This window comes from Corynebacterium sp. LK31 (genome assembly GCF_014335015.1).
Taxonomy (GTDB): Bacteria; Actinomycetota; Actinomycetes; order Mycobacteriales; family Mycobacteriaceae; genus Corynebacterium; species Corynebacterium jeikeium_D.
In genome coordinates, this window is sequence record NZ_PDGW01000013.1 from 132,101 (window position 1) to 150,654 (window position 18,554).

Below are 18,554 nucleotides of genomic sequence, written 5' to 3' on the forward strand. Positions count from 1 at the left end.
ACATATGTCGGATACCAAATCTACTGTTTACCAGTACTAAAATGGACATATGTCTACCAGTCCCTCCCCCACCACCGATCTTTCGAGCAACGCCACACAGCTTGTCGCCAACGGTGTCAACTTCGACTACGAGGCCACGCCTGTTTTGCGCGATGTCTCGCTCACGCTTTCCGACGGCGATGTCCTCGGTCTGGTTGGAGACAACGGAGCCGGCAAGTCCACTCTTCTTTGGCTGCTGTCGGGTCGTCGTCGGCCCACGAGCGGTACGGTGACTCATATTGGCACGCGTGTACTCGGCTCTCAGGAACTGGAAGCTCCTTTCGACTCCACGGTGCAAATGCTTATCGATGAAGCCCTCGGCCCCTCGAAACGTCGTTTAGCGGAGTTAGAAGAGGCAGCTGAGGCGATGGCCTTAGCAGAGACCCCAGATGAGTCTAAGGCGGCAGAGAAGGCGTATTCGAAGGCCTTCTCGGACGTCATGGCTCACGATGACTGGAACGCCGAACATAATGCGGAGATTGTGCTCGACCATCTCGGCCTGACCGGTTCTGCTCCGGACGGCGCTCCCCTGACAGAGCAACTAACCACGGAGATTTCCGGCGGGCAGCGGGCGCGGTTGGGGCTCGCGATTACGCTCATTCGAAAGCCAGAGATTCTGCTTCTCGACGAGCCCACCAACCATCTCGATGAACGCGGTCGCCAGCTCGTGATTGACACCATCCAGAACCACCCTGGAGTGGTTGTGGTGGCAACACATGACCGCGACTTCCTGGATGCCGTTTGTACTGTAATTGGAGACTTGGTGCCGGGGCGCCCTGGTATTGGGCTGTTCCGTGGTAATTACTCCGACTACGCGAAGCACCGTCGCCACCAGCGTGAGCTATGGGAGCACCAGTGGCGCTCGGAGGAGCATGAACGCAATCGGTTGGAAGACACCATCGAGAATGGCGCTCGTGAGATCTCACCGGGTCGGGAAATGACGGACAATAACAAGATGGCTTATGACCGCCGTGGCGGTCGTGTAGAGCGGCAAATCGCCCGCCGCGTGCGTTCGGCTAAGCAGCGGCTGGAGGAACTCATTGAGGAAGGTGTGGAGCGTCCACCGGCACTACTGGGCTTTGATGCCCCGTTGACCGCACCCCTACCGACCAAGCGCGCTGCTTCGGGCAGCGATGAAGATTTTCACATCAAGATGCGCGGTGTGGTCGTCCCAGATCGAATTCGGGTTGGTTCACTGACTATTCGTCCCGGCGACAAGGTCGTGATCACCGGCCCTAATGGGGCCGGCAAATCTACTTTGTTTAAGACGATCATGGGGCAAGTTGAGACGCAGGCTGGCGAGGTGCGTATCGGCGAGAACTGTCGAGTAGCCATGCTGGCTCAGGAACAAGACTGGGAAAACCCAAAGAAGTCCGCCCGTGAGTTGTACGACCTTGCGCCCAATGCCCGCGTGCCTCTCGACGACTTTGGATTGCTTAGCCCTGAGGATGCCAATCGACCGGTAGGAAGCCTCTCCATCGGCCAGCAGCGCCGGGTGGCGTTAGCGTTGGTCGTAGCCAATCCGCCGGAGATCTTGCTGCTCGATGAGCCTACGAACCATCTGAGTGTGGATCTAATCGAGCAGGTCCAAGACGCGATCGCATCTGCAGAGGGCACAATTATTGTGATTACCCACGATCACCGCATGATCAACTCGCTCGAAGCGCGTCATCTGCAGGTGACTGACGGTGAGGTCATCGAACTACCTAAGGGGCAGAAACCCGTCGAATTCGCTTGATGCGGAATCATATATTGACTACAGATCCTAACCGACGAGGTAACACCAGTTAGGAATCCCCTCCCACTCGCCCAAACAAAAAAGTCTCTCCCACTAACGCCCTTGTTAGTGGGAGAGACTTTTCGGTTATCTACGACTGTGGTTCAGTCTGATTGCACTCGGACTAGTGCTTCTCCGGCGGAGTGATGTACTGAGTGTTGAGCTTGGTGCCGGAGACGATCAGAATTACCGCGCCAAGGACAATCAGCCAGTAGGCCATGAATGCGATGCCGTAGCCCATGAGGAGGATGCCCATGGTCATCACGAACGGCCAAATCGAGCTAGCGGAGAAGAAACCGAGGGTACCTGCACCGTCGGCAATCTCTGCCTCTTCGAAGTCGGCCGGGGTGATGTCGGAGCGGCGCTCAGTGAAGTGGAAGTATCCACCGAGCATCAGAGTCATCAGAGCTGCGAGGACCAGGCCGGTTGCGCCAGCCCACTCGAGGCGACCCTGGCTTTCGTTGATGACGTTACCGGTGTCCTGGAGGTACTGAGTGCCGAAGATGTAGACGACAGCCATGAACCCCAGGAACACGGTAAGTCCGTAGAAGAGCTTTGCTGCAGACTTCATTTGAGAACTTCCTTTAAGTAAGAATCTTGCTGGGTTTACTTGGCGGTCGCGTTCAGGTCAATGGTGTTAGCACCACGATCACCCATGTCGCGGGTGTCGACACGACCGGAGTTGAACGGCGAAGTGGAGACTGCGAATGCCGGCTCACCGATGTGCTTCAGAGCATCAGCGTTAGTAGCTTCTGGGTTCTCCTGGCGGAACTTGATGTACTCGGTGAATGCCTCACGGGAGACAGCACGAATCTCGAAGTTCATCATTGCGTGGTAGGTACCACACATCTCGGCACAACGGCCAACGAATGCGTTCTTGACCTTGTCGCTCGGGTTGTCCTCTGGTCGGTTGGCAATCTTGTCCGAGTCAATCTTTTCGATCTGGAAGACACGGTTGGACTTGTTAGCCTCCGGGTGCGGGAACACGTCGCGCTTGAAGAGGAACTCCGGAACCCAGAAGGAGTGAATCACGTCAGCGGACGCGAGGTCGAACTGGATTGCAGTGTCTTCCGGAACAACGAGGACCGGAACCTCTTCGGTGGTACCGAGGGTCTCAATCTCGTCGTAGTGCAGGTAGTCGAGGCTCTCCTTGGAGCGTCCGTGAACCGGGTGCTCCTTCTGCTTTGCGCGATCCTCAGCGGACGGAACCTCGTGGCCGCCCTCGGTGAAGAACTGCTCATCAGCCGGCTTCTCAATACGGCCGTTGTATTCCTCGCCGCCCATCAGGTCAGCGGAAATGTTGGCGTAACCGAACTTCCAGTTCCACTGGAAACCGGTGACGTCGACGGTAACTTCCGGATCCTTATCCAGGGCAGTGACCTTGTCCTGAGTCTGAACCGTGAAGAAGAACAGAGTCATCACGATCAGAATCGGGAGAATGGTCAGAGACAACTCAACCGGAACGTTGTATGCAGTCTGGCGCGGGAACTCGCCCTTGCCCTTCTTTTCAGCCTTCTTAGCTGTGAAGTTTGCCATCGAGTAAAGGGTAACGCCCCAAACGATGATGCCGATAATCCAAGCTGCAACCCAGGTCCAAACCCAGAAGTTACCCATGGACTGTGCTTCCGGGGTCACACCTTCCGGCCAACCAAAGCGGAGCAGCTTGAAGAAGCCGTTCTCCGGAGGATTAACATCGCAGCCGGCAAGCAAGGCTGCGCTACCGGTGGCAACGCCGAGGACGCCGAGCTTACGGGCGACTCCGAACTTTCTACGCTGATTCACGTGTGTCTGCCTTCCTGATCCACACAATTTTCGATAACCGATTAAGGTTTCGTCCTACCCAAGCAGAGTAGTCGATTCTTAAGCTTTCTCCACAATAAATATGGCTGTGGGGTGCCTTTGAGTATATCTGCCCTAATAAAATACTGAGAAAGACCCGCCTATCGGGGGTGGCATTCTCACCAGTTACACCCTGTTGACGCTCCTAAGTCTATGAATTTTTTAGTGTTTGTGCCACGCGCTGACGCACACACCGTCCCGCGCAACCTTGCCCCGAGCCCTAGACACGGCAAACTCAGACATTCTCGCTTTTCCCCAAAAGGCATTAAAGTAGGTGCAGCATTTCTATGTGGCGCCAATCTGGGGTTCAACCCAGCTACTCAGCCACGCGGCGGTCCTTCACGGCCACCGGTTAAGGCGACAACCAGTCGCGCTGAGCCGCTAGCTACGGAGCCGTCGAAAATCCATTAAGTGACACTAAGCGAAAGGTGCGCGCACGAAGCATGTGTGGTCTTCTCGGAATCCTGGCTGCAAATTCTGACGCAGCGGAGCTCGTTCCCGTTGTCGAAAGGGCCCTGCCCTGCATGCGGCACCGCGGCCCTGACGATGCAGGCACGTGGCACGATGAGGACGCAGTTTTCGGCTTCAACCGCCTATCCATTATTGATATTGCCCACAGCCACCAACCGCTGCAGTGGGGACCAGAGAATCAGCCGAATCGTTACTCCATGACCTTCAACGGCGAAATCTACAATTTCGTCGAACTTCGCGAGCAGCTGGAGAAGAAAGGCTATGCCTTTAATACCTCCGGCGATGGTGAACCTATCGTCGTTGGGTTCCACCACTGGGGAGCGGACGTCGTAAAGCACTTGCGCGGCATGTTCGGCATTGCCATTTGGGACAGCGTCGAGCGCAAGCTTTTCCTGGCGCGCGATCCGTTCGGCATTAAGCCGCTCTACTACGCCACCACAGAGCGTGGCACAATTTTCGGTTCTGAGAAGAAGTCCCTGCTCGAAGCTGCGCCGGAGATGGGCATCGATGCGAAGAAGCTGAATAAGCGCGCACTGGAGCACTACGTCGATCTGCAGTACGTTCCGGAGCCGGAGTCGCTGCACACTGACATTGTTCGTCTGGAGTCGGGTTGCACTGCCATCGTTACGCCTGGTGGCGAAGTTAAGCAGACCCGCTACTTCAAGCCGAATTTCCCGATTCAGCCAGTGGCTAAGGGCGCTGAACAGGATGTTTTTGACCGCATTGCCCGTGCGCTGGAGGACAGCGTCGAGAAGCATATGCGTGCCGACGTCACGGTGGGCTCGTTCCTGTCGGGCGGTATCGACTCCACTGCGATTGCAACTTTGGCTAAGCGCCACAACCCGAACCTGCTGACGTTTACCACTGGCTTCGAGCGCGAGGGCTTCTCCGAGGTCGATGTGGCTGCCGAGTCCGCCGCCGCCATTGGCGTCGAGCACATTGTGAAGGTCGTCTCGCCGGAGGAGTTCGCCGGGGCGATTCCGAAGATTATGTGGTACCTCGATGACCCGGTAGCTGACCCTGCACTGGTGCCGCTGTACTTCGTGGCCGCAGAGGCTCGTAAGCACGTTAAGGTCGTACTGTCCGGTGAGGGCGCAGACGAGCTCTTTGGTGGTTACACCATTTATAAGGAGCCGCTGTCGCTGAAGCCGTTCGACAAGGTTCCATCTCCCCTGCTGCGCGGTCTGGCTAAGGTCGGCGAAGCTCTGCCAGAGGGCATGCGCGGCAAGTCGCTCCTGCAGCGAGGCACTACTCCGCTGGAACAGCGCTACTACGGCAATGCTCGTTCCTTTAACTTTGAGCAGCTGCAGGAAGTGCTGCCGTGGGCCAAGAAGGAATGGGACCACAGCGATGTCACTGCGCCGATTTACGCGCAGTCTGAAGGCTGGGACCCGGTGACTCGGATGCAGCACTTGGATCTGTTCACCTGGTTGCGTGGCGACATTCTGGTCAAGGCGGACAAGATCACCATGGCTAACTCCCTGGAGCTGCGCGTGCCGTTCCTCGACCGTGTGGTCTTCGACGTTGCACAGACGCTGCCGGTGGACATGCGTGTTTCTCACGGCACCACCAAGTACGCACTGCGTCGCGCCATGGAGCAGATTGTTCCGGAGCACGTGCTCAACCGCCGCAAACTGGGCTTCCCGGTGCCGATTCGCCACTGGCTGGCAGGCGACGAACTGCACGGCTGGGCCGAGGACATCATCCGCGAGTCCCAGACCGATGAGTTCATTAATAAGGACGCCGTGCTCAAGATGCTCGCCGAGCACCACCCAACCGAGCGCGACCACTCCCGCCGCCTCTGGACCATCCTTGCTTTCATGGTCTGGCACGGCATCTTCATCGAAGACCGCATTACTCCGGACATCGAGCAGCGCGACTACCCCGTCGAGCTCTAGCTCGCTTTACGACGGTCCCCGCGCCTCAACCCCATCCTGCCCCGGCAGGCTGCCACCATAGCTGGGGCAACCAATAGAAAAGGCTCGGACCTCACTCAGTTAACAAGAGTGAGGTCCGAGCCTTTTACTATCCGACGCTTTTCACAGCGTCTGCTGACAGCTCTGCTCAGCTAATGACTTAGTTGAAGGAGTCACCGCAAGCGCAGGAGCCAGTGGCATTCGGGTTATCGATGGTGAAGCCCTGCTGTTCAATGGTGTCAGCGAAGTCGATGGTGGCACCGGACAGGTACGGAACCGACTGGCGATCAACGACCAGCTTGACGCCACCGAAAACTTCGGCGACATCGCCGTCGAGGCTGCGGTCATCGAAGTAGAGCTGGTAGCGCAGGCCGGCACAGCCGCCCGGAGCCACGGAAATACGCAGTGCCAGGTCGGTGGCACCTTCTTGGTCCAGAAGTGCCTTTGCCTTGGCAGCCGCAGCTTCGGTCAGGGTAACGCCAGTGCTCTGAGCAGTAGTCATAGCGCGTGTCCTCCTTGTTGAAGTGTTTAAGTATGCGAGTCGACCCCAAGGTCGGCTACGTCATTATTTATCACAACCTTACCGACCAGTCTTTAATTCCCAATTCTGGGTTCTCTTTTTCTTTCTCTTTTTCGGAAGTCTCTTTTTGCCGCCACATCGCAACCACACCACGGCTTCCCACGCCACAAGCGCACTCTTCCCGCCTGCCCCTGCGGCGGTCATCCCCAAAACCTCGCCCTTGCCCCGTCCCTGCCCCTCAACCTGCAACCTAATTAGGGAAGCACCTTGAAGACCTTATAATCTGGGGTCGTGAATCTACCGTGGAAAAAGAATGACAAAAAGTCCAAGGCAGCTGAGGCAGCTAACGCTGACGCAACCAACGCCGGAGACGTAGCCACCGACGCGACCGCATCCAGCGGGGCCAAGGGCACCGCTTCGGAGTCTCAGCAGCCCGAGAAGAAGCACAGCGGTGCTTTTACTCCCAAGAAGGGGCGCCCCACTCCGAAGCGCAACGAGGTTGAGCGCGAACGCGGCATCCGCCGTGGCCCGGTCGAGGCGCCGCTGACCGCTAAGGAAGCTCGCCAGCGCCGCAAGGAGCTCAAGGCTTCCATGTCCAAGGAAGAGCTCAAGGCCGCCAAGGCACGCGAGCGAGCAGAGCGACGTGAGCAGCGTCGCATTGCCGACGAGCGCATGGCCGCCGGCGATCCGCGCTACATGCTGCCACGCGACCAGGGCGCTGAGCGCAAGTTTGTCCGCGACTGGGTTGATTCCCGTCGCTTCCTCGCTAACGTGTTCCTCCCGTTCGCGCTGATTCTGCTGCTGATTATGATGATTGGCACTTCCCTGCCGAAGCTGGCCAACATCGCATCTCTCATCGCGATGGTTCTCATCATCGCCCTGATTATCGAGGGCATTTACATCGGCCGCCGTGCCATCAAGTTGACGCGTGAGCGCTTCCCGAAGACCACCGAAGGGGCCTGGGGACTGGGCTTCTACGCTTACTCCCGCGCTTCTCAGCCGCGTCGTCTGCGTACTCCGCGTCCGCAGGTCAACATCGGCGACGAAATCAAGTAGCCTCATCTGCCATGCGCACTTTGGTTCTCGGTGGCGCCCGCTCAGGCAAGTCCTCATGGGCTGAGCACGAGCTGCTGGCCACCGCCGCAGCCTCAACCGGCGGTGCCTCAGATGCTGCAGCCTCAACGGTGTTGCATTACATCGCAACAGCACGGCCCTGGCCCGGTGATAGCGATTTTCACTCCAGGGTCGAGGAGCACCGCATTCGTCGTCAAGCACAGGCAAAAGAGCACGGAGTGGCCTGGCACACGGTTGATGACGTCGATGCGGTGGAAGCTCTCGCGTCGCCGGAGCGGCGCATGCTGCTGGACGATGTCGGCACCTGGCTGACGCACATCATCGACGCGCAGGGGCTGTGGGAGGCGCCGAGGGGCAGCGTCGCGCCGTGGACGCACTCGCTTGTCGACGCCGTGCGCAACTTCCCCGCAGATTCCGACCTGTTCATTGTGTCGCCCGAAGTGGGCTTCGGTGTCATTCCCGAACACCGCTCAGGGCGGCTTTTCCGTGATGAAATTGGCCTTCTCAACCAACAGCTCGCAGCTGTCTGTGATCGTGTTGTCCTAGTTGTGGCTGGCTGCCCCATGGAAGTCAAGGCGGCGAACTAGATTCACTCCACGCCGCTTCCCCTATGACGGTCTGCCTAGCAATGCGAATAGCTGTGCACCAATGGTCGGTAGACAAATCGTTTTCGGGTAGCGTTTGAGAGTATGAACGCGGATTATTTTGGACCGGTAGCACGCCCTGACGAAGAGACTGAACAGGCCGCCCGCGCGCGCCATGAGCAGTTGACTAAACCCGCAGGCTCACTTGGCCGGTTGGAAGAACTCGGCATTTGGATTTCGGCGTGTCAGGGAGAATGCCCTCCGCGTGACCTGGACGATTGTCGTGTTTATGTCTTCGCTGGTGACCACGGTGTTGCCCAGGGCGGGGTGTCCGCGTACCCGTCCGAGGTGTCTATTCAGATGCTTGCCAATATCGAGGCAAAGGGTGCCGGCGTGAACGCTATCGCTGACATCGCGGGAGCCACTGTTACCGGTGTGGACATTTCCCTCGACCACGATGCCGAAGGGCCATACCGTATCCGTCGCAGCTGTGGTTCTATCGACCGCGAGGATGCGATGAGCGAGGAGGAGGTCGATAAGGCCATCCGCACGGGCATCGCGATTGCCGACGCCGCCGTTGATGAAGGCGCTGACCTGCTCATTGCCGGCGACCTGGGCATCGGAAACACCACTCCAGCCGCGGCGCTGATTGGTGCCGTGACCAACTCCGAACCGGTGGTCGTCGTCGGCCGAGGCACTGGCATTGATGACGAGGGGTGGAAGCTCAAGGTCGCTGCCGTACGCGATGCCATGTTCCGCGTGCGTCGCCTGCGCAATGACCCGGTTGAGGTGCTCCGTCGTATTTCCTCGCCGGATATGACCGTGATGGCCGCGTTCTTGGCGCAAGCAGCGGTTCGTCGCACTCCTGTGATTTTGGACGGAGTGGTTGTCACATCCGCTGCTCTGCTGGCTGACCAGCTCGCTCCGGGCGCCCGCGATTGGTGGGTCGCCGGCCACAAGTCGGCAGAGCCCGCGCACGCGCTTGCCCTTCGACACCTGGATAAGGAACCACTTCTCGAATACGGGATGCGTCTTGGCGAAGGCTCCGGCGCCGTCGCTGCCCTACCGCTGGTCAAGTCCGGCGTATCGGTCCTGCGCAACATGGCTACTTTCGCCGACGCAGGCGTAAGCACCAAGGACTAATCGACTTGTCCGACAAAGCCGGCCCGTCTCGCCAGGACAACCTCGACGGCGATCCCTCTGCTCACGGCAATGCCGTCGCTGAGGCCATCACCACTGCCCTGTCCTGGCTCACCATCCTGCCTTTCAAAGGCGCGAGCGTGTTTGACCGCATCACCGGCCGTCGCGCCATCGCCGCACTGCCAGTAGCTGGGCTCGTTCCTGCCGCGGGTGCAGTTCTCATCACGGCGGCGCTGTTCGCAACGTCGTCGTCACGCACGCCCACGCTTTACGACGTCACCCCGATCCTCGGCGGCACCCTGATTATGGTGGCGGCACAGATGTTGACCCGCGCGATGCACCTGGATGGGCTGGCGGATGTGGCGGATGCCCTCGGCTCGTATAAGCCGCCGGAGGGGGCGCGGGAGGTGCTGCGCGATCCGAGCACCGGCCCAATGGGCGTGGGCTCCATCGTGCTGACGATGTTGACGACGACGACTGCTTTTGCCGTGATTGTGGCTAGTGTGCTGTCGCAGTGGTCTGCTGGTCAGATGTGGCCTGGTGTGGTTGCGCTGTGCTTGCCTTTTGTAGCCTCTCGCGCGGCAGCAACGACTGCCTGCTGGCGCGGCTTTCCGCCTTTTTCGAACAGCGGCTTCGGCTCTCTGACTGCCGGTACTCAGTCCACAGTCACGGTGACCTGCTGGTGGATACTGCTGCTCGCTGTGTCGGGCTGGGTGGTTGGGCTCGTGGGCGTAGTCGCTTGTGCACTGAGCTTTGGCGTTACACTGCTGCTGACGCGGCATTGCGTGAAGAGGTTTGGCGGAGTCAACGGCGACGTGTTTGGTGCGGTCATTGAGATAACGTGCGCTGTCTGTGCCGTGGCACTTGCCATAGGGTTCTAGCAGGGAAAATGCGCGCATTGCCCCCGTTGGGGTTTTCTTTAAAAAGAACTATTGACGGTCGCTTTGACGCGGACGTATTCTGAGGGCACACCGCCGGGAAGGCGGAGTACAGGAGGCTCGTTTCGGGGCTCGCCCAAATTATTTTGCGCCGACCGTTTGCCGGGGCGCCAAGAACGAGCACACCTTCTAGCCTCCCAGCTAATTAAAAAAGCGCGTCCCGCCGCAGCGATGCACGGGGCGCGCTTTTCTTTGTTGGGGTGGCACTCCCAGGTTTGGGTTCAGTGGGGTTTGGGTTCAGTAGGGGCTAGTGACTGCGATTATGGCTGGCGGCGGTGGGTCGATCCGAGTTACTGACTGCGTTTATGTCAAAAATGGCCTGAAAAATGGCATGAAAGTGTCATAAACTCACACAGTTTCACATCTGCAGCCCATAATTCTTGGAGTTGTCAGTTCTTGCGGCTAAGTAGCAAAAATGTGCCCGCCAGCGATACGCCAGGCGGACACACTTTTGCTGCCTTCCCCACCCTGCCCCCCTTGCTCAGGAACTTCCTGATCTTACGGTTTGTCTACTCCTTGCGCTTCTTGTTCTGGTAGACGATTGCGCCGGCAATGCCGATAAACACGGCGACCACTGCTACAACGGTGCCAATGACCAACGGGCTCATGCCCTCATCTTCCATGTCCGACGAGGATGCGGATGCCTGAGAATCCGTATCCGAGGAGTCAGATTCATTCGACGCATCTTCTGACGAGTCCTTTGACGATTCCTGTTCCGGCTCTCCCTTGGCCAGAATCGGCTTATCGGATGGAGTCGGGCCGTTCTTGTCAGTCGGTCGCCAGTCAGGCCCCTTAGTTGGCTTGTTGTCCAGGAGGAATGCGAGCTGGAACGGCTGATCGATGCCACTGACCTCTTCATCCGGGCGATAGTTAGCCATTCGGACAGTCGCGTAGTAGTAGCCGGCGTTGGCTACAGGTCGTCCTCCAACATTAGATTCTCGGTTGTTGTATTCGACCGGACGATCTGTTGACAAGTTCAGGTCCTCGGAATCCTGATAAAAGTGCATTGTTCCATCCGCCACGGAAACCTCGAATGGATTCAACAGCGCAACTCCCATGGAATCGGCATTATCGCGCTCCGAATTTCCAGTGCGGGCAGCAATCACTGGTCGCTGACCCCACTCGACAGGGATCTTGTAGAACTTCTGTTCACCGGGCACGATTGTGTCAGAGATGTTATCCCCAGATTTAACTTCCGGCGCTTGGGCTGCGTTATTGCCACCGTTTACGGGCTTGGCCTCTCCAAAAGTGGCCTTTTTGTAGGCTTTGTCGCCGGTCGAAGAAGACCGCCCCTCATTTAGTTTGTCAGCATCCTGCTTCTTCAGGACTGGCTCAAACTGGACGCTAACCTCGACCTTCACCGGTTCATCACGATAGTCCGCTACTGAATCACCGTCATAGACCCACACGTTATTTGCGACGAGCCACTTGGTTTGATCGCAACTGGATTCGATGCGGTCACTATCCCATGCAAGAACGCTTGCATCGGCCGAAGTTGGAGTCCACGAATCGGCACTAGCTTCGGCGCCAGTCAGCGACCCCATACGACCGTCGTCCTGGCATTTTCCGCCAGTTTCATTGATGATTTCGTCAACTTCAGTTCGGACATCCTGCTGGCCCTTACCCTCAGCATCGATATTCGCTAACACCTTTGAGGTAACAATCGCGTTGTGTCCCTTCGGCACCGCGATTCGGTAGTAGAGCGGGGTGCGATCGTGCTGGGCAACCTCTGGCACTAGCGTCGTCTGGTACTTGCCCTCGCCGAGCCATTTCGCGCCTTCCTTAGTCTCGGAGAACTCGAAAGGAGTACCCGTGGTTTCGTAGCCCTGCACTGACCGCTGAGTTAAGAACTTCATGTGGTCTGCGAGCTGGGTGGCATCGTCCGCAGTCATGCTTTGACCGCCAGTTGCCTGCGCAACACACTCAAGCTCAGCGCGAGCCTCTTCATCGACCTTGAATCCCACGGTGTGAATCGTCAGGCCAACACCCTGCCCCGCCAATTCTTTCGCAACCTCACACACCGGTGGCGGCGCGCAGGTGTCGATACCGTCAGAGACCAAAATAATTGACCGCTCACCGTCTGGGCCAAGCTCATCAGCCGCCTTACGCAGTGCATTGCCGATCGGCGTATAGCCCTGAGCTTCCAACCCGGCAATCCTGCTCTTCAGGCCTTCTTTGTCGACCTTTTGGACAGGCGACAGCACCTCGATGTCCTGGCAACCACGTTCGCGGTTGGATTCATCACTGGATTCGCGCTGGCCATAAACCAGCATGCCAAGCAGCGCATCATCCGGGAGGGAGTCAATCAGCTCCGTGGATGCGCGCTTTGCCGCATCGAGGCGGGTGCCTCCGGCGTCGTCGGCAAGCATCGAGCCAGACAGATCCATGATTAGCTCTGCTTTTGCTTCGCCCGTACCCCCTTCGCCCGTAGGAGCGGGCTGTTCCACCCCGGACGGCGAAGGCGAATCTTGGGCTGCCGCCACCGGAGCCGGAATCGCACTAAACCCAATCGTCCACGCAGCCAACAACAGAGTGACAACGATGGTTACTCTTAGGCGCTTTGAACTACTTGACGAAAAACTATCTTTAAAAAAGTCTTGAACTACCACCATCACAGCGCCTCAAACTGTTTTCCCAACTACAAAAATCAATCGTGTTGGCAGTTTTTCACAGTGACCCCGGTCACGCTAGAGATGTTTTTAACGGCTAAACAAATGCCATCTGAACAATTCATGAACCATGAGAAAACGACACAGCCGTTGAGGAACCAGCAAAGCAAAAACGCAGCCCCTGACCAGCGAATACTAAACAGGGGCTGCGAAAGTACTAATTCTTGTAACCACTATTAAATTTTTCTTAGCCGACCTACGCCGAAACTAAGCCTCAACGAGCTTGTAAATCCAACCGTGGGTATCCTCAACCTCGCCGTGCTGGATACCGGTCAGGCGCTCGCGCAGCTTCATAGTCCACTCGCCCGTCTCGCCGCCGTTGATCTCGAACTCGCCCTCAGCGGACTTCACAAACCCGACCGGGGTGATGACTGCAGCAGTACCGCAGGCGAATGCCTCGCCCATAACACCGGAGGTGGCATCATTCTTCCATTCCTCGGTGGAAATCCGACGCTCCTCGACATTCATGCCCAGATCCTGAGCAGCCTGCAGCAGCGATGCCCGAGTAATGCCCGGCAGCAGCGAACCAGACAGCTCTGGAGTCACCAGCCGAACACCAGCGTCAGCAGTCTCATCCGGGTAGATGAACGCCAGGTTCATGCCGCCCATCTCCTCGATGTACTTGCGCTCGACAGCGTCCAGCCACACAACCTGGTCGCAGCCCTTTTCCTCTGCCTGCTGCTGAGCCGCCAGCGAAGCTGCGTAGTTACCTGCGAACTTCGCAGCACCGGTGCCGCCCGGCGCGGCACGCACGTACTCGTGGGAGATCCACACGGTCACCGGGTTAATGCCACCGGAGAAGTACGCGCCGGCAGGTGAAGCGATGAGCAGGAAGGTGTAAGAGTTCGACGGGTGCACGCCCAGGGTGCTCTCGGTGGAGAACATGATTGGACGCAGGTACAGGGATTCTTCGCCACCAGCTGGCGGCACCCATGCTGCATCGGCTTCAACCAGCAGGCGGATTGCCTCGAGGAAGGTCTCCTCCGGCAGCTGCGGCATTGCAATGCGGTCAGCGGAGCGCTGGAAGCGACGGGCGTTCTGCTCCGGGCGGAAAGTAACAATGGAACCATCCGGCATGCGATACGCCTTCAGGCCCTCAAAAATCGACTGCCCGTAATGCAGGACCGAAGAAGACGGCTGCATTTCAATCGAACCGTATGCCTGCAGCTTGGCGCCATGCCAGCCTTTGTCTGCAGTCCAGTCAATTCGGACCATGTGGTCGGTGAAGTGCTTACCGAAACCAGGGTTGGCCAAAATCTCCTCGCGCTCGGCATCAGAGAGTGGATTCGGGTTACGTTCGATTGCAAATTCCAAAGCAGACATGTCTTTCATCCTAAACCGTCGAGGATCGAGTCGTATCAATACTCGCCCCCGAAAGACCGTGTTAGTCAGGGCAATGTCAGCGTCGCGGGCACTAGGCGCGGGTACATTCCAATAGTCGTGGCGCTGGCTCGTCAGTCCGCTGTCCAGGGGTGAAGGACACGAACCGGCAAATAGGGATACGGTGGTGTACCACATAGTACGACTACAAGGAGATGCAACTACATGTCAGTCCCCGCTAACAATGATTCGGCACAGCTCGGTGCCTCTCGCAACGCCGCTGTTTTGTCCAATTACCTGCCGGCTATCGGCACTCGCGTGGTCATCGCTGCCGACAACTCTCTGCCCGCGGACGCCGACGCGGTCCTCGTCGCGCTTATCGACGGCGAGGATGGCCTCGAGCTGGTCGCACCCGAGGCCATCGGTTCGGTTGCAGAGCAGCTGCTCGCCTCCTTTGAGGCAGTCTCCGCCAACGCTAAGGCCGAGTCCGTGACCACCATCCCGGCTCCTGCTGGCCTGGATGTCGACAGTGTCACGGGCGTTGGCGTGGGTTCTGAGGACCTGGATGCCGAGGACATCCGCCGTGCCTGCGGCGCCGCTGCGCGCCGTATGACCAAGGCCAAGGTGGTCTTTAACACTCTCGGCGCCATCGATCCGCAGGCTGCAGCCGAGGGCTTTGCGCTGGGCGCTTACGCTTACTCCGGTCAGAAGAGCGACGAAGAAAGCAACGAGGCCACCCAGAAGGTGGTTGTGTTGGGCGCTGATGACGACGTCGTAAAGCGCGCTTCGGCAATTGTAGATGCCGTTGCCACCGCGCGTGACTTCGTCAATACAGCATCGTCGCACCTCTACCCCGAGACGTTTGCTGACGCTGCTGCAGCGCTGGGCCGTGACGCGGGGCTCGAGGTCGAGGTGCTTGACGACGACGCTCTGCGCGCCGGCGGTTTCGGAGGCCTCAATGCCGTGGGTGGTGGATCCTCGCGCGGGCCGCGCCTGGTGCGCCTGATCTGGAAGGGCGATGAGTCGGCAGAGAATTCGCTGGGCCTGGTCGGTAAGGGCATCACCTTTGATACTGGCGGTATTTCGCTGAAGCCGGGTGCCAGCATGGAGAACATGATCTCCGATATGGGCGGCGCTGCGGCTGTTATTGCCACAGTCGTCCTGGCTGCTCGCCTAGGCGTATCCACCCCAGTGACCGCAACCGTTCCAATGGCGGAGAACATGCCGGGCGGTAAGGCGTACCGTCCGGGCGATGTCATCACACAGTACGGCGGTAAGACCATTGAGATTCTGAATACCGACGCAGAGGGCCGCCTCGTACTCGCAGATGCCATTGTCCGCGCCTGCGAAGACAATCCGACTCACCTGATTGACACCGCCACCCTGACCGGTGCGCAGCTAGTCGCTCTTGGCGAGCGCACCCCGGGTGTCCTGGGTAACGACGAGTTCCGTGACCGTGTTGCAGACCTGTCTCAGAGCATTGGTGAAAATGGTTGGGCAATGCCGATTCCAGTTGAGCTAGCAGAGGCCCTGAAGTCACCGGTAGCTGACCTGCGGAATGTCACGAACTCTCGCTTTGGTGGCATGAGCGTTGCAGCTGCATACCTGCGCGAATTCGTTGGCGAGGATGTTGAATGGGTTCACATCGACGTTGCCGGTCCGGCCTTCAACACCACCGGGGAGTATGGTTATACCCCGAAGCGGGGCACTGGTGTTCCGGTTCGGACGATGTTCTCTGTGATTGAGGATTTGGCAACGAAGTAGCCGGTCATCCGACTGCGTCCCGCCCGGCTGGAATCATGGCTGGAATGAGCTATTCCAAGCACCAGTCGAAAGCGGGCGCAGCCCACGGGGCAAGCAGAGTTTTCAACCTGTAAGCTAATTTGTAATAACCGTCTTAAAACGAGATTTCTTAACTTTTCGAGGAGTGCACAAACATGGCGACCTCTATTGAGATGCCGGAGCTCGGTGAATCAGTTACCGAAGGCACCATTACCACCTGGCTGAAGAAGGTCGGCGACACCGTCGAGGTCGACGAACCGTTGCTCGAGGTTTCCACCGACAAGGTCGACACCGAAATTCCATCTCCGGTCGCCGGTGTTCTCACCGAGATTCTCTTTGAAGAAGACGACACCGTCGATGTTGGCGAGGTCATCGCAAAGGTCGGCGAGCCGGGCGAAGAGCCGGAAGGCGCTGACGATTCCGCTGAGGAGACCGAGGAAGAGGCTCCGAAGGAAGACGCTGAAGAGCCAAAGAAGGAAGCACCGAAGGCTGCCTCCGGTTCCGCTACTGATGTTGAGATGCCGGAGCTCGGCGAGTCCGTCACCGAAGGAACCATCACCACCTGGCTGAAGAAGGTCGGCGACACCGTCGAGGTCGACGAGCCGTTGCTCGAGGTTTCCACCGACAAGGTCGACACCGAAATTCCTTCCCCGGTCGCAGGCACCCTGCTCGAGGTCCTCTACGACGAAGACGACACCGTTGACGTCGGCGAGGTCATCGCTCGCGTTGGCGATGCAGACGCTGCTCCAGCCGCCAAGGAAGAGGCCGAGGAGGCATCTGCCACAGTCGAGAAGGACGAGGAGCCAGTAAAGGCTAACGAGGAGACTGAGGAAGACTCCACCGACGTTGACGCTGGCGACGCAACTGACGTTGAGATGCCGGAGCTCGGCGAATCCGTCACCGAAGGCACCATCACCACCTGGCTGAAGAAGGTCGGCGACACCGTCGAGGTCGACGAGCCACTGCTCGAGGTTTCCACCGACAAGGTCGACACCGAAATTCCTTCCCCGGTCGCAGGTACCCTGCTCGAGGTCCTCTACGACGAAGACGACACCGTTGACGTCGGCGAGGTCATCGCTCGCGTTGGCAGTGGCCAGCCAAAGAAGGCTGTACCGAAGAAGGAAGCTCCAAAGGCAGAGTCCAAGCCGGAGCCGAAGAAGGAAGCTCCAAAGGCAGAGTCCAAGCCGGAGCCAAAGAAGGAGACTCCGAAGGCTGAGGCTCCGAAGGCTGAATCCAAGCCTTCCGCTAACAAGGACGTTCCTTACGTCACCCCGCTGGTCCGCAAGCTGGCTGACAAGCACGGCGTTGACCTGACTAAGGTCGAGGGCTCTGGAATCGGCGGCCGCATTCGTAAGCAGGATGTTCTGCGCGCTGCCGAGGGCGGCCAGGAGGCTACTGCTGAGTCCGGCTCCAACTGGTCCACCAAGGGCGTTCGCCCTGAGCTCGCTGAGCTGCGCGGCACCACCCAGCGTGTCAACCGCATCCGCGAGATCACCGCTGCCAAGACCCTCGAGTCTCTGCAGACTTCCGCACAGCTGACCCAGGTCCACGAGGCCGATATGACTGCCATCTGGGATCTGCGCGCTACTAAGAAGGCTGAGTTCGAGAAGAAGCACGGCGCAAAGCTGACCTTCCTGCCATTCTTTGCAAAGGCAATCGTTGAGGCTCTGGTCAGCCACCCGAACGTCAACGCTTCCTGGAACGAAGAGACCAAGGAGATTACCTACCACGAACAGGTCAACCTGGGTATCGCTGTCGATACCGAGCGTGGTTTGCTCTCCCCTGTCATCCACAACGCTCAGGATATGTCCCTGCCGGAGCTGGCTGCTGCTATTGCGGACATCGCAGACCGCGCTCGCAACAACAAGCTGACCCCGAACGACCTGTCCGGCGGCACCTTCACCATTACCAACATCGGCTCCGAGGGCGCTCTGACCGACACTCCGATTCTGGTTCCGCCGCAGGCCGCAATGGTCGGCACCGGCGCGATTAAGAAGCGCGCAGTAGTCGTCACCGAGAATGAGGCAGATGCCATTGGTATTCGCGCCATGGTCTTCCTGCCAATTACCTACGATCACCGCCTGATCGACGGCGCTGATGCAGGTCGCTTCATGACGACCGTTGTTGATCGCCTCGAGGTTGCTAACTTCGAATCGGATCTGCAGCTCTAAGCAGCTTGCTCCCCTCCTGGGGTAGTAGCGCCGCGGGAATCTAGCTGGCTTGCTAACAGGAGGTTCTGCCTCTTCCCTGCCCGCGTTAGTCGCACTTTGCGGCTGACGCGGGTATTTATTTTGCCGCATTCGTCCCGCAGTTGAACCTAATCAGCGATTCCTTCAAATGCGCAGGCCCCCTATTCTTGGCTAGTGCTCAGATTTCACGTAGCCACACATAGCTAGCAAAGGCTCCATCGGCACAAAGAATTAACGTGCTGTTATTGCGCCGTTAAGCCATTAGCAGACAGCGGGAGGGTCGAACCGAAAGCAAA

Annotated in this window: 13 protein-coding genes; 8 read left to right on the forward strand and 5 right to left on the reverse strand. The window is 58.4% G+C overall.

Annotated elements, in window-relative coordinates:
• Positions 1–49 precede the first annotated feature (49 nt).
• Positions 50–1,777 (forward strand): ABC-F family ATP-binding cassette domain-containing protein, encoded by a 1,728-nt coding sequence (locus CRD18_RS05735; protein ID WP_049192933.1) that lies wholly within the window; start codon positions 50–52, stop codon positions 1,775–1,777.
• Positions 1,778–1,940: 163 nt separating this feature from the next.
• On the opposite strand, the gene CRD18_RS05740 is transcribed toward CRD18_RS05735, so the two are convergent.
• On the reverse strand, positions 1,941–2,387 hold the full coding sequence (locus tag CRD18_RS05740) for a cytochrome c oxidase subunit 4 (protein ID WP_016423031.1): 447 nt from the start codon (positions 2,385–2,387) through the stop codon (positions 1,941–1,943).
• A gap of 35 nt (positions 2,388–2,422) precedes the next feature.
• Positions 2,423–3,598 (reverse strand): cytochrome c oxidase subunit II, encoded by a 1,176-nt coding sequence (locus CRD18_RS05745; RefSeq protein WP_049190506.1) that lies wholly within the window; start codon positions 3,596–3,598, stop codon positions 2,423–2,425.
• 500 nt (positions 3,599–4,098) lie between these two features.
• Here CRD18_RS05745 and asnB point away from each other — a divergent pair, with 500 nt between their 5' ends.
• Positions 4,099–6,024, forward strand: a complete 1,926-nt coding sequence (asnB, locus tag CRD18_RS05750) for an asparagine synthase (glutamine-hydrolyzing) (protein ID WP_049192931.1) — start codon at positions 4,099–4,101, stop codon at positions 6,022–6,024.
• Between the two features lie 178 nt (positions 6,025–6,202).
• Here the strand turns inward: asnB and CRD18_RS05755 are convergent, their stop codons facing one another.
• Positions 6,203–6,544, reverse strand: a complete 342-nt coding sequence (locus CRD18_RS05755) for an iron-sulfur cluster assembly accessory protein (protein ID WP_005512007.1) — start codon at positions 6,542–6,544, stop codon at positions 6,203–6,205.
• Between the two features lie 309 nt (positions 6,545–6,853).
• Between CRD18_RS05755 and CRD18_RS05760 the strand changes: the two genes are divergently transcribed.
• The 4 genes from CRD18_RS05760 (at position 6,854) to CRD18_RS05775 (ending at position 10,241) form a co-directional block, all read left to right on the forward strand.
• The gene (locus CRD18_RS05760) at positions 6,854–7,618 is read left to right on the forward strand and encodes a DUF3043 domain-containing protein (RefSeq protein WP_016423034.1); all 765 of its coding nucleotides are present in this window, start codon (positions 6,854–6,856) and stop codon (positions 7,616–7,618) included.
• 11 nt (positions 7,619–7,629) lie between these two features.
• Complete coding sequence (locus CRD18_RS05765; RefSeq protein ID WP_049190511.1) at positions 7,630–8,223, forward strand: bifunctional adenosylcobinamide kinase/adenosylcobinamide-phosphate guanylyltransferase; 594 nt, start codon at positions 7,630–7,632, stop codon at positions 8,221–8,223.
• Positions 8,224–8,325: 102 nt separating this feature from the next.
• Positions 8,326–9,363 (forward strand): nicotinate-nucleotide--dimethylbenzimidazole phosphoribosyltransferase, encoded by a 1,038-nt coding sequence (gene cobT / locus CRD18_RS05770; protein WP_049190512.1) that lies wholly within the window; start codon positions 8,326–8,328, stop codon positions 9,361–9,363.
• Positions 9,364–9,368: 5 nt separating this feature from the next.
• The gene (locus CRD18_RS05775) at positions 9,369–10,241 is read left to right on the forward strand and encodes an adenosylcobinamide-GDP ribazoletransferase (protein ID WP_070549814.1); all 873 of its coding nucleotides are present in this window, start codon (positions 9,369–9,371) and stop codon (positions 10,239–10,241) included.
• A 566-nt stretch (positions 10,242–10,807) separates the two neighbouring features.
• Here CRD18_RS05775 and CRD18_RS05780 read toward each other — a convergent pair.
• Both CRD18_RS05780 and CRD18_RS05785 read right to left on the reverse strand, forming a co-directional pair.
• Entirely contained in the window at positions 10,808–12,685 is a 1,878-nt protein-coding gene (locus CRD18_RS05780) for a VWA domain-containing protein (protein ID WP_070607043.1), read from the reverse strand.
• A gap of 489 nt (positions 12,686–13,174) precedes the next feature.
• A complete protein-coding gene (locus CRD18_RS05785) occupies positions 13,175–14,290 on the reverse strand; it encodes a branched-chain amino acid aminotransferase (RefSeq protein WP_049170221.1) in 1,116 nt (371 codons plus the stop codon).
• A 222-nt stretch (positions 14,291–14,512) separates the two neighbouring features.
• Here CRD18_RS05785 and CRD18_RS05790 point away from each other — a divergent pair, with 222 nt between their 5' ends.
• Together CRD18_RS05790 and sucB are read left to right on the forward strand one after the other, a co-directional pair.
• Complete coding sequence (locus CRD18_RS05790) at positions 14,513–16,051, forward strand: leucyl aminopeptidase (RefSeq protein WP_187406588.1); 1,539 nt, start codon at positions 14,513–14,515, stop codon at positions 16,049–16,051.
• A 173-nt stretch (positions 16,052–16,224) separates the two neighbouring features.
• Positions 16,225–18,240 carry a 2-oxoglutarate dehydrogenase, E2 component, dihydrolipoamide succinyltransferase gene (gene sucB / locus CRD18_RS05795; RefSeq protein ID WP_187406589.1) on the forward strand — a complete coding sequence of 672 codons (2,016 nt, stop codon included), beginning with the start codon at positions 16,225–16,227 and terminating at the stop codon, positions 18,238–18,240.
• Positions 18,241–18,554: the final 314 nt, after the last annotated feature.

Excerpts from the sequence above, each read along its gene's own strand:
- CRD18_RS05735 (WP_049192933.1), top strand. The coding sequence starts at position 50 with ATGTCTACCAGTCCCTCCCCCACCACCGATCTTTCGAGCAACGCCACA.
- CRD18_RS05740 (WP_016423031.1), bottom strand. The coding sequence starts at position 2,387 with ATGAAGTCTGCAGCAAAGCTCTTCTACGGACTTACCGTGTTCCTGGGG.
- asnB (WP_049192931.1), top strand. The coding sequence starts at position 4,099 with ATGTGTGGTCTTCTCGGAATCCTGGCTGCAAATTCTGACGCAGCGGAG.
- CRD18_RS05755 (WP_005512007.1), bottom strand. The coding sequence starts at position 6,544 with ATGACTACTGCTCAGAGCACTGGCGTTACCCTGACCGAAGCTGCGGCT.
- CRD18_RS05765 (WP_049190511.1), top strand. The coding sequence starts at position 7,630 with ATGCGCACTTTGGTTCTCGGTGGCGCCCGCTCAGGCAAGTCCTCATGG.
- cobT (WP_049190512.1), top strand. The coding sequence starts at position 8,326 with ATGAACGCGGATTATTTTGGACCGGTAGCACGCCCTGACGAAGAGACT.
- CRD18_RS05780 (WP_070607043.1), bottom strand. The coding sequence starts at position 12,685 with ATGGATCTGTCTGGCTCGATGCTTGCCGACGACGCCGGAGGCACCCGC.
- CRD18_RS05785 (WP_049170221.1), bottom strand. The coding sequence starts at position 14,290 with ATGTCTGCTTTGGAATTTGCAATCGAACGTAACCCGAATCCACTCTCT.
- CRD18_RS05790 (WP_187406588.1), top strand. The coding sequence starts at position 14,513 with ATGTCAGTCCCCGCTAACAATGATTCGGCACAGCTCGGTGCCTCTCGC.
- sucB (WP_187406589.1), top strand. The coding sequence starts at position 16,225 with ATGGCGACCTCTATTGAGATGCCGGAGCTCGGTGAATCAGTTACCGAA.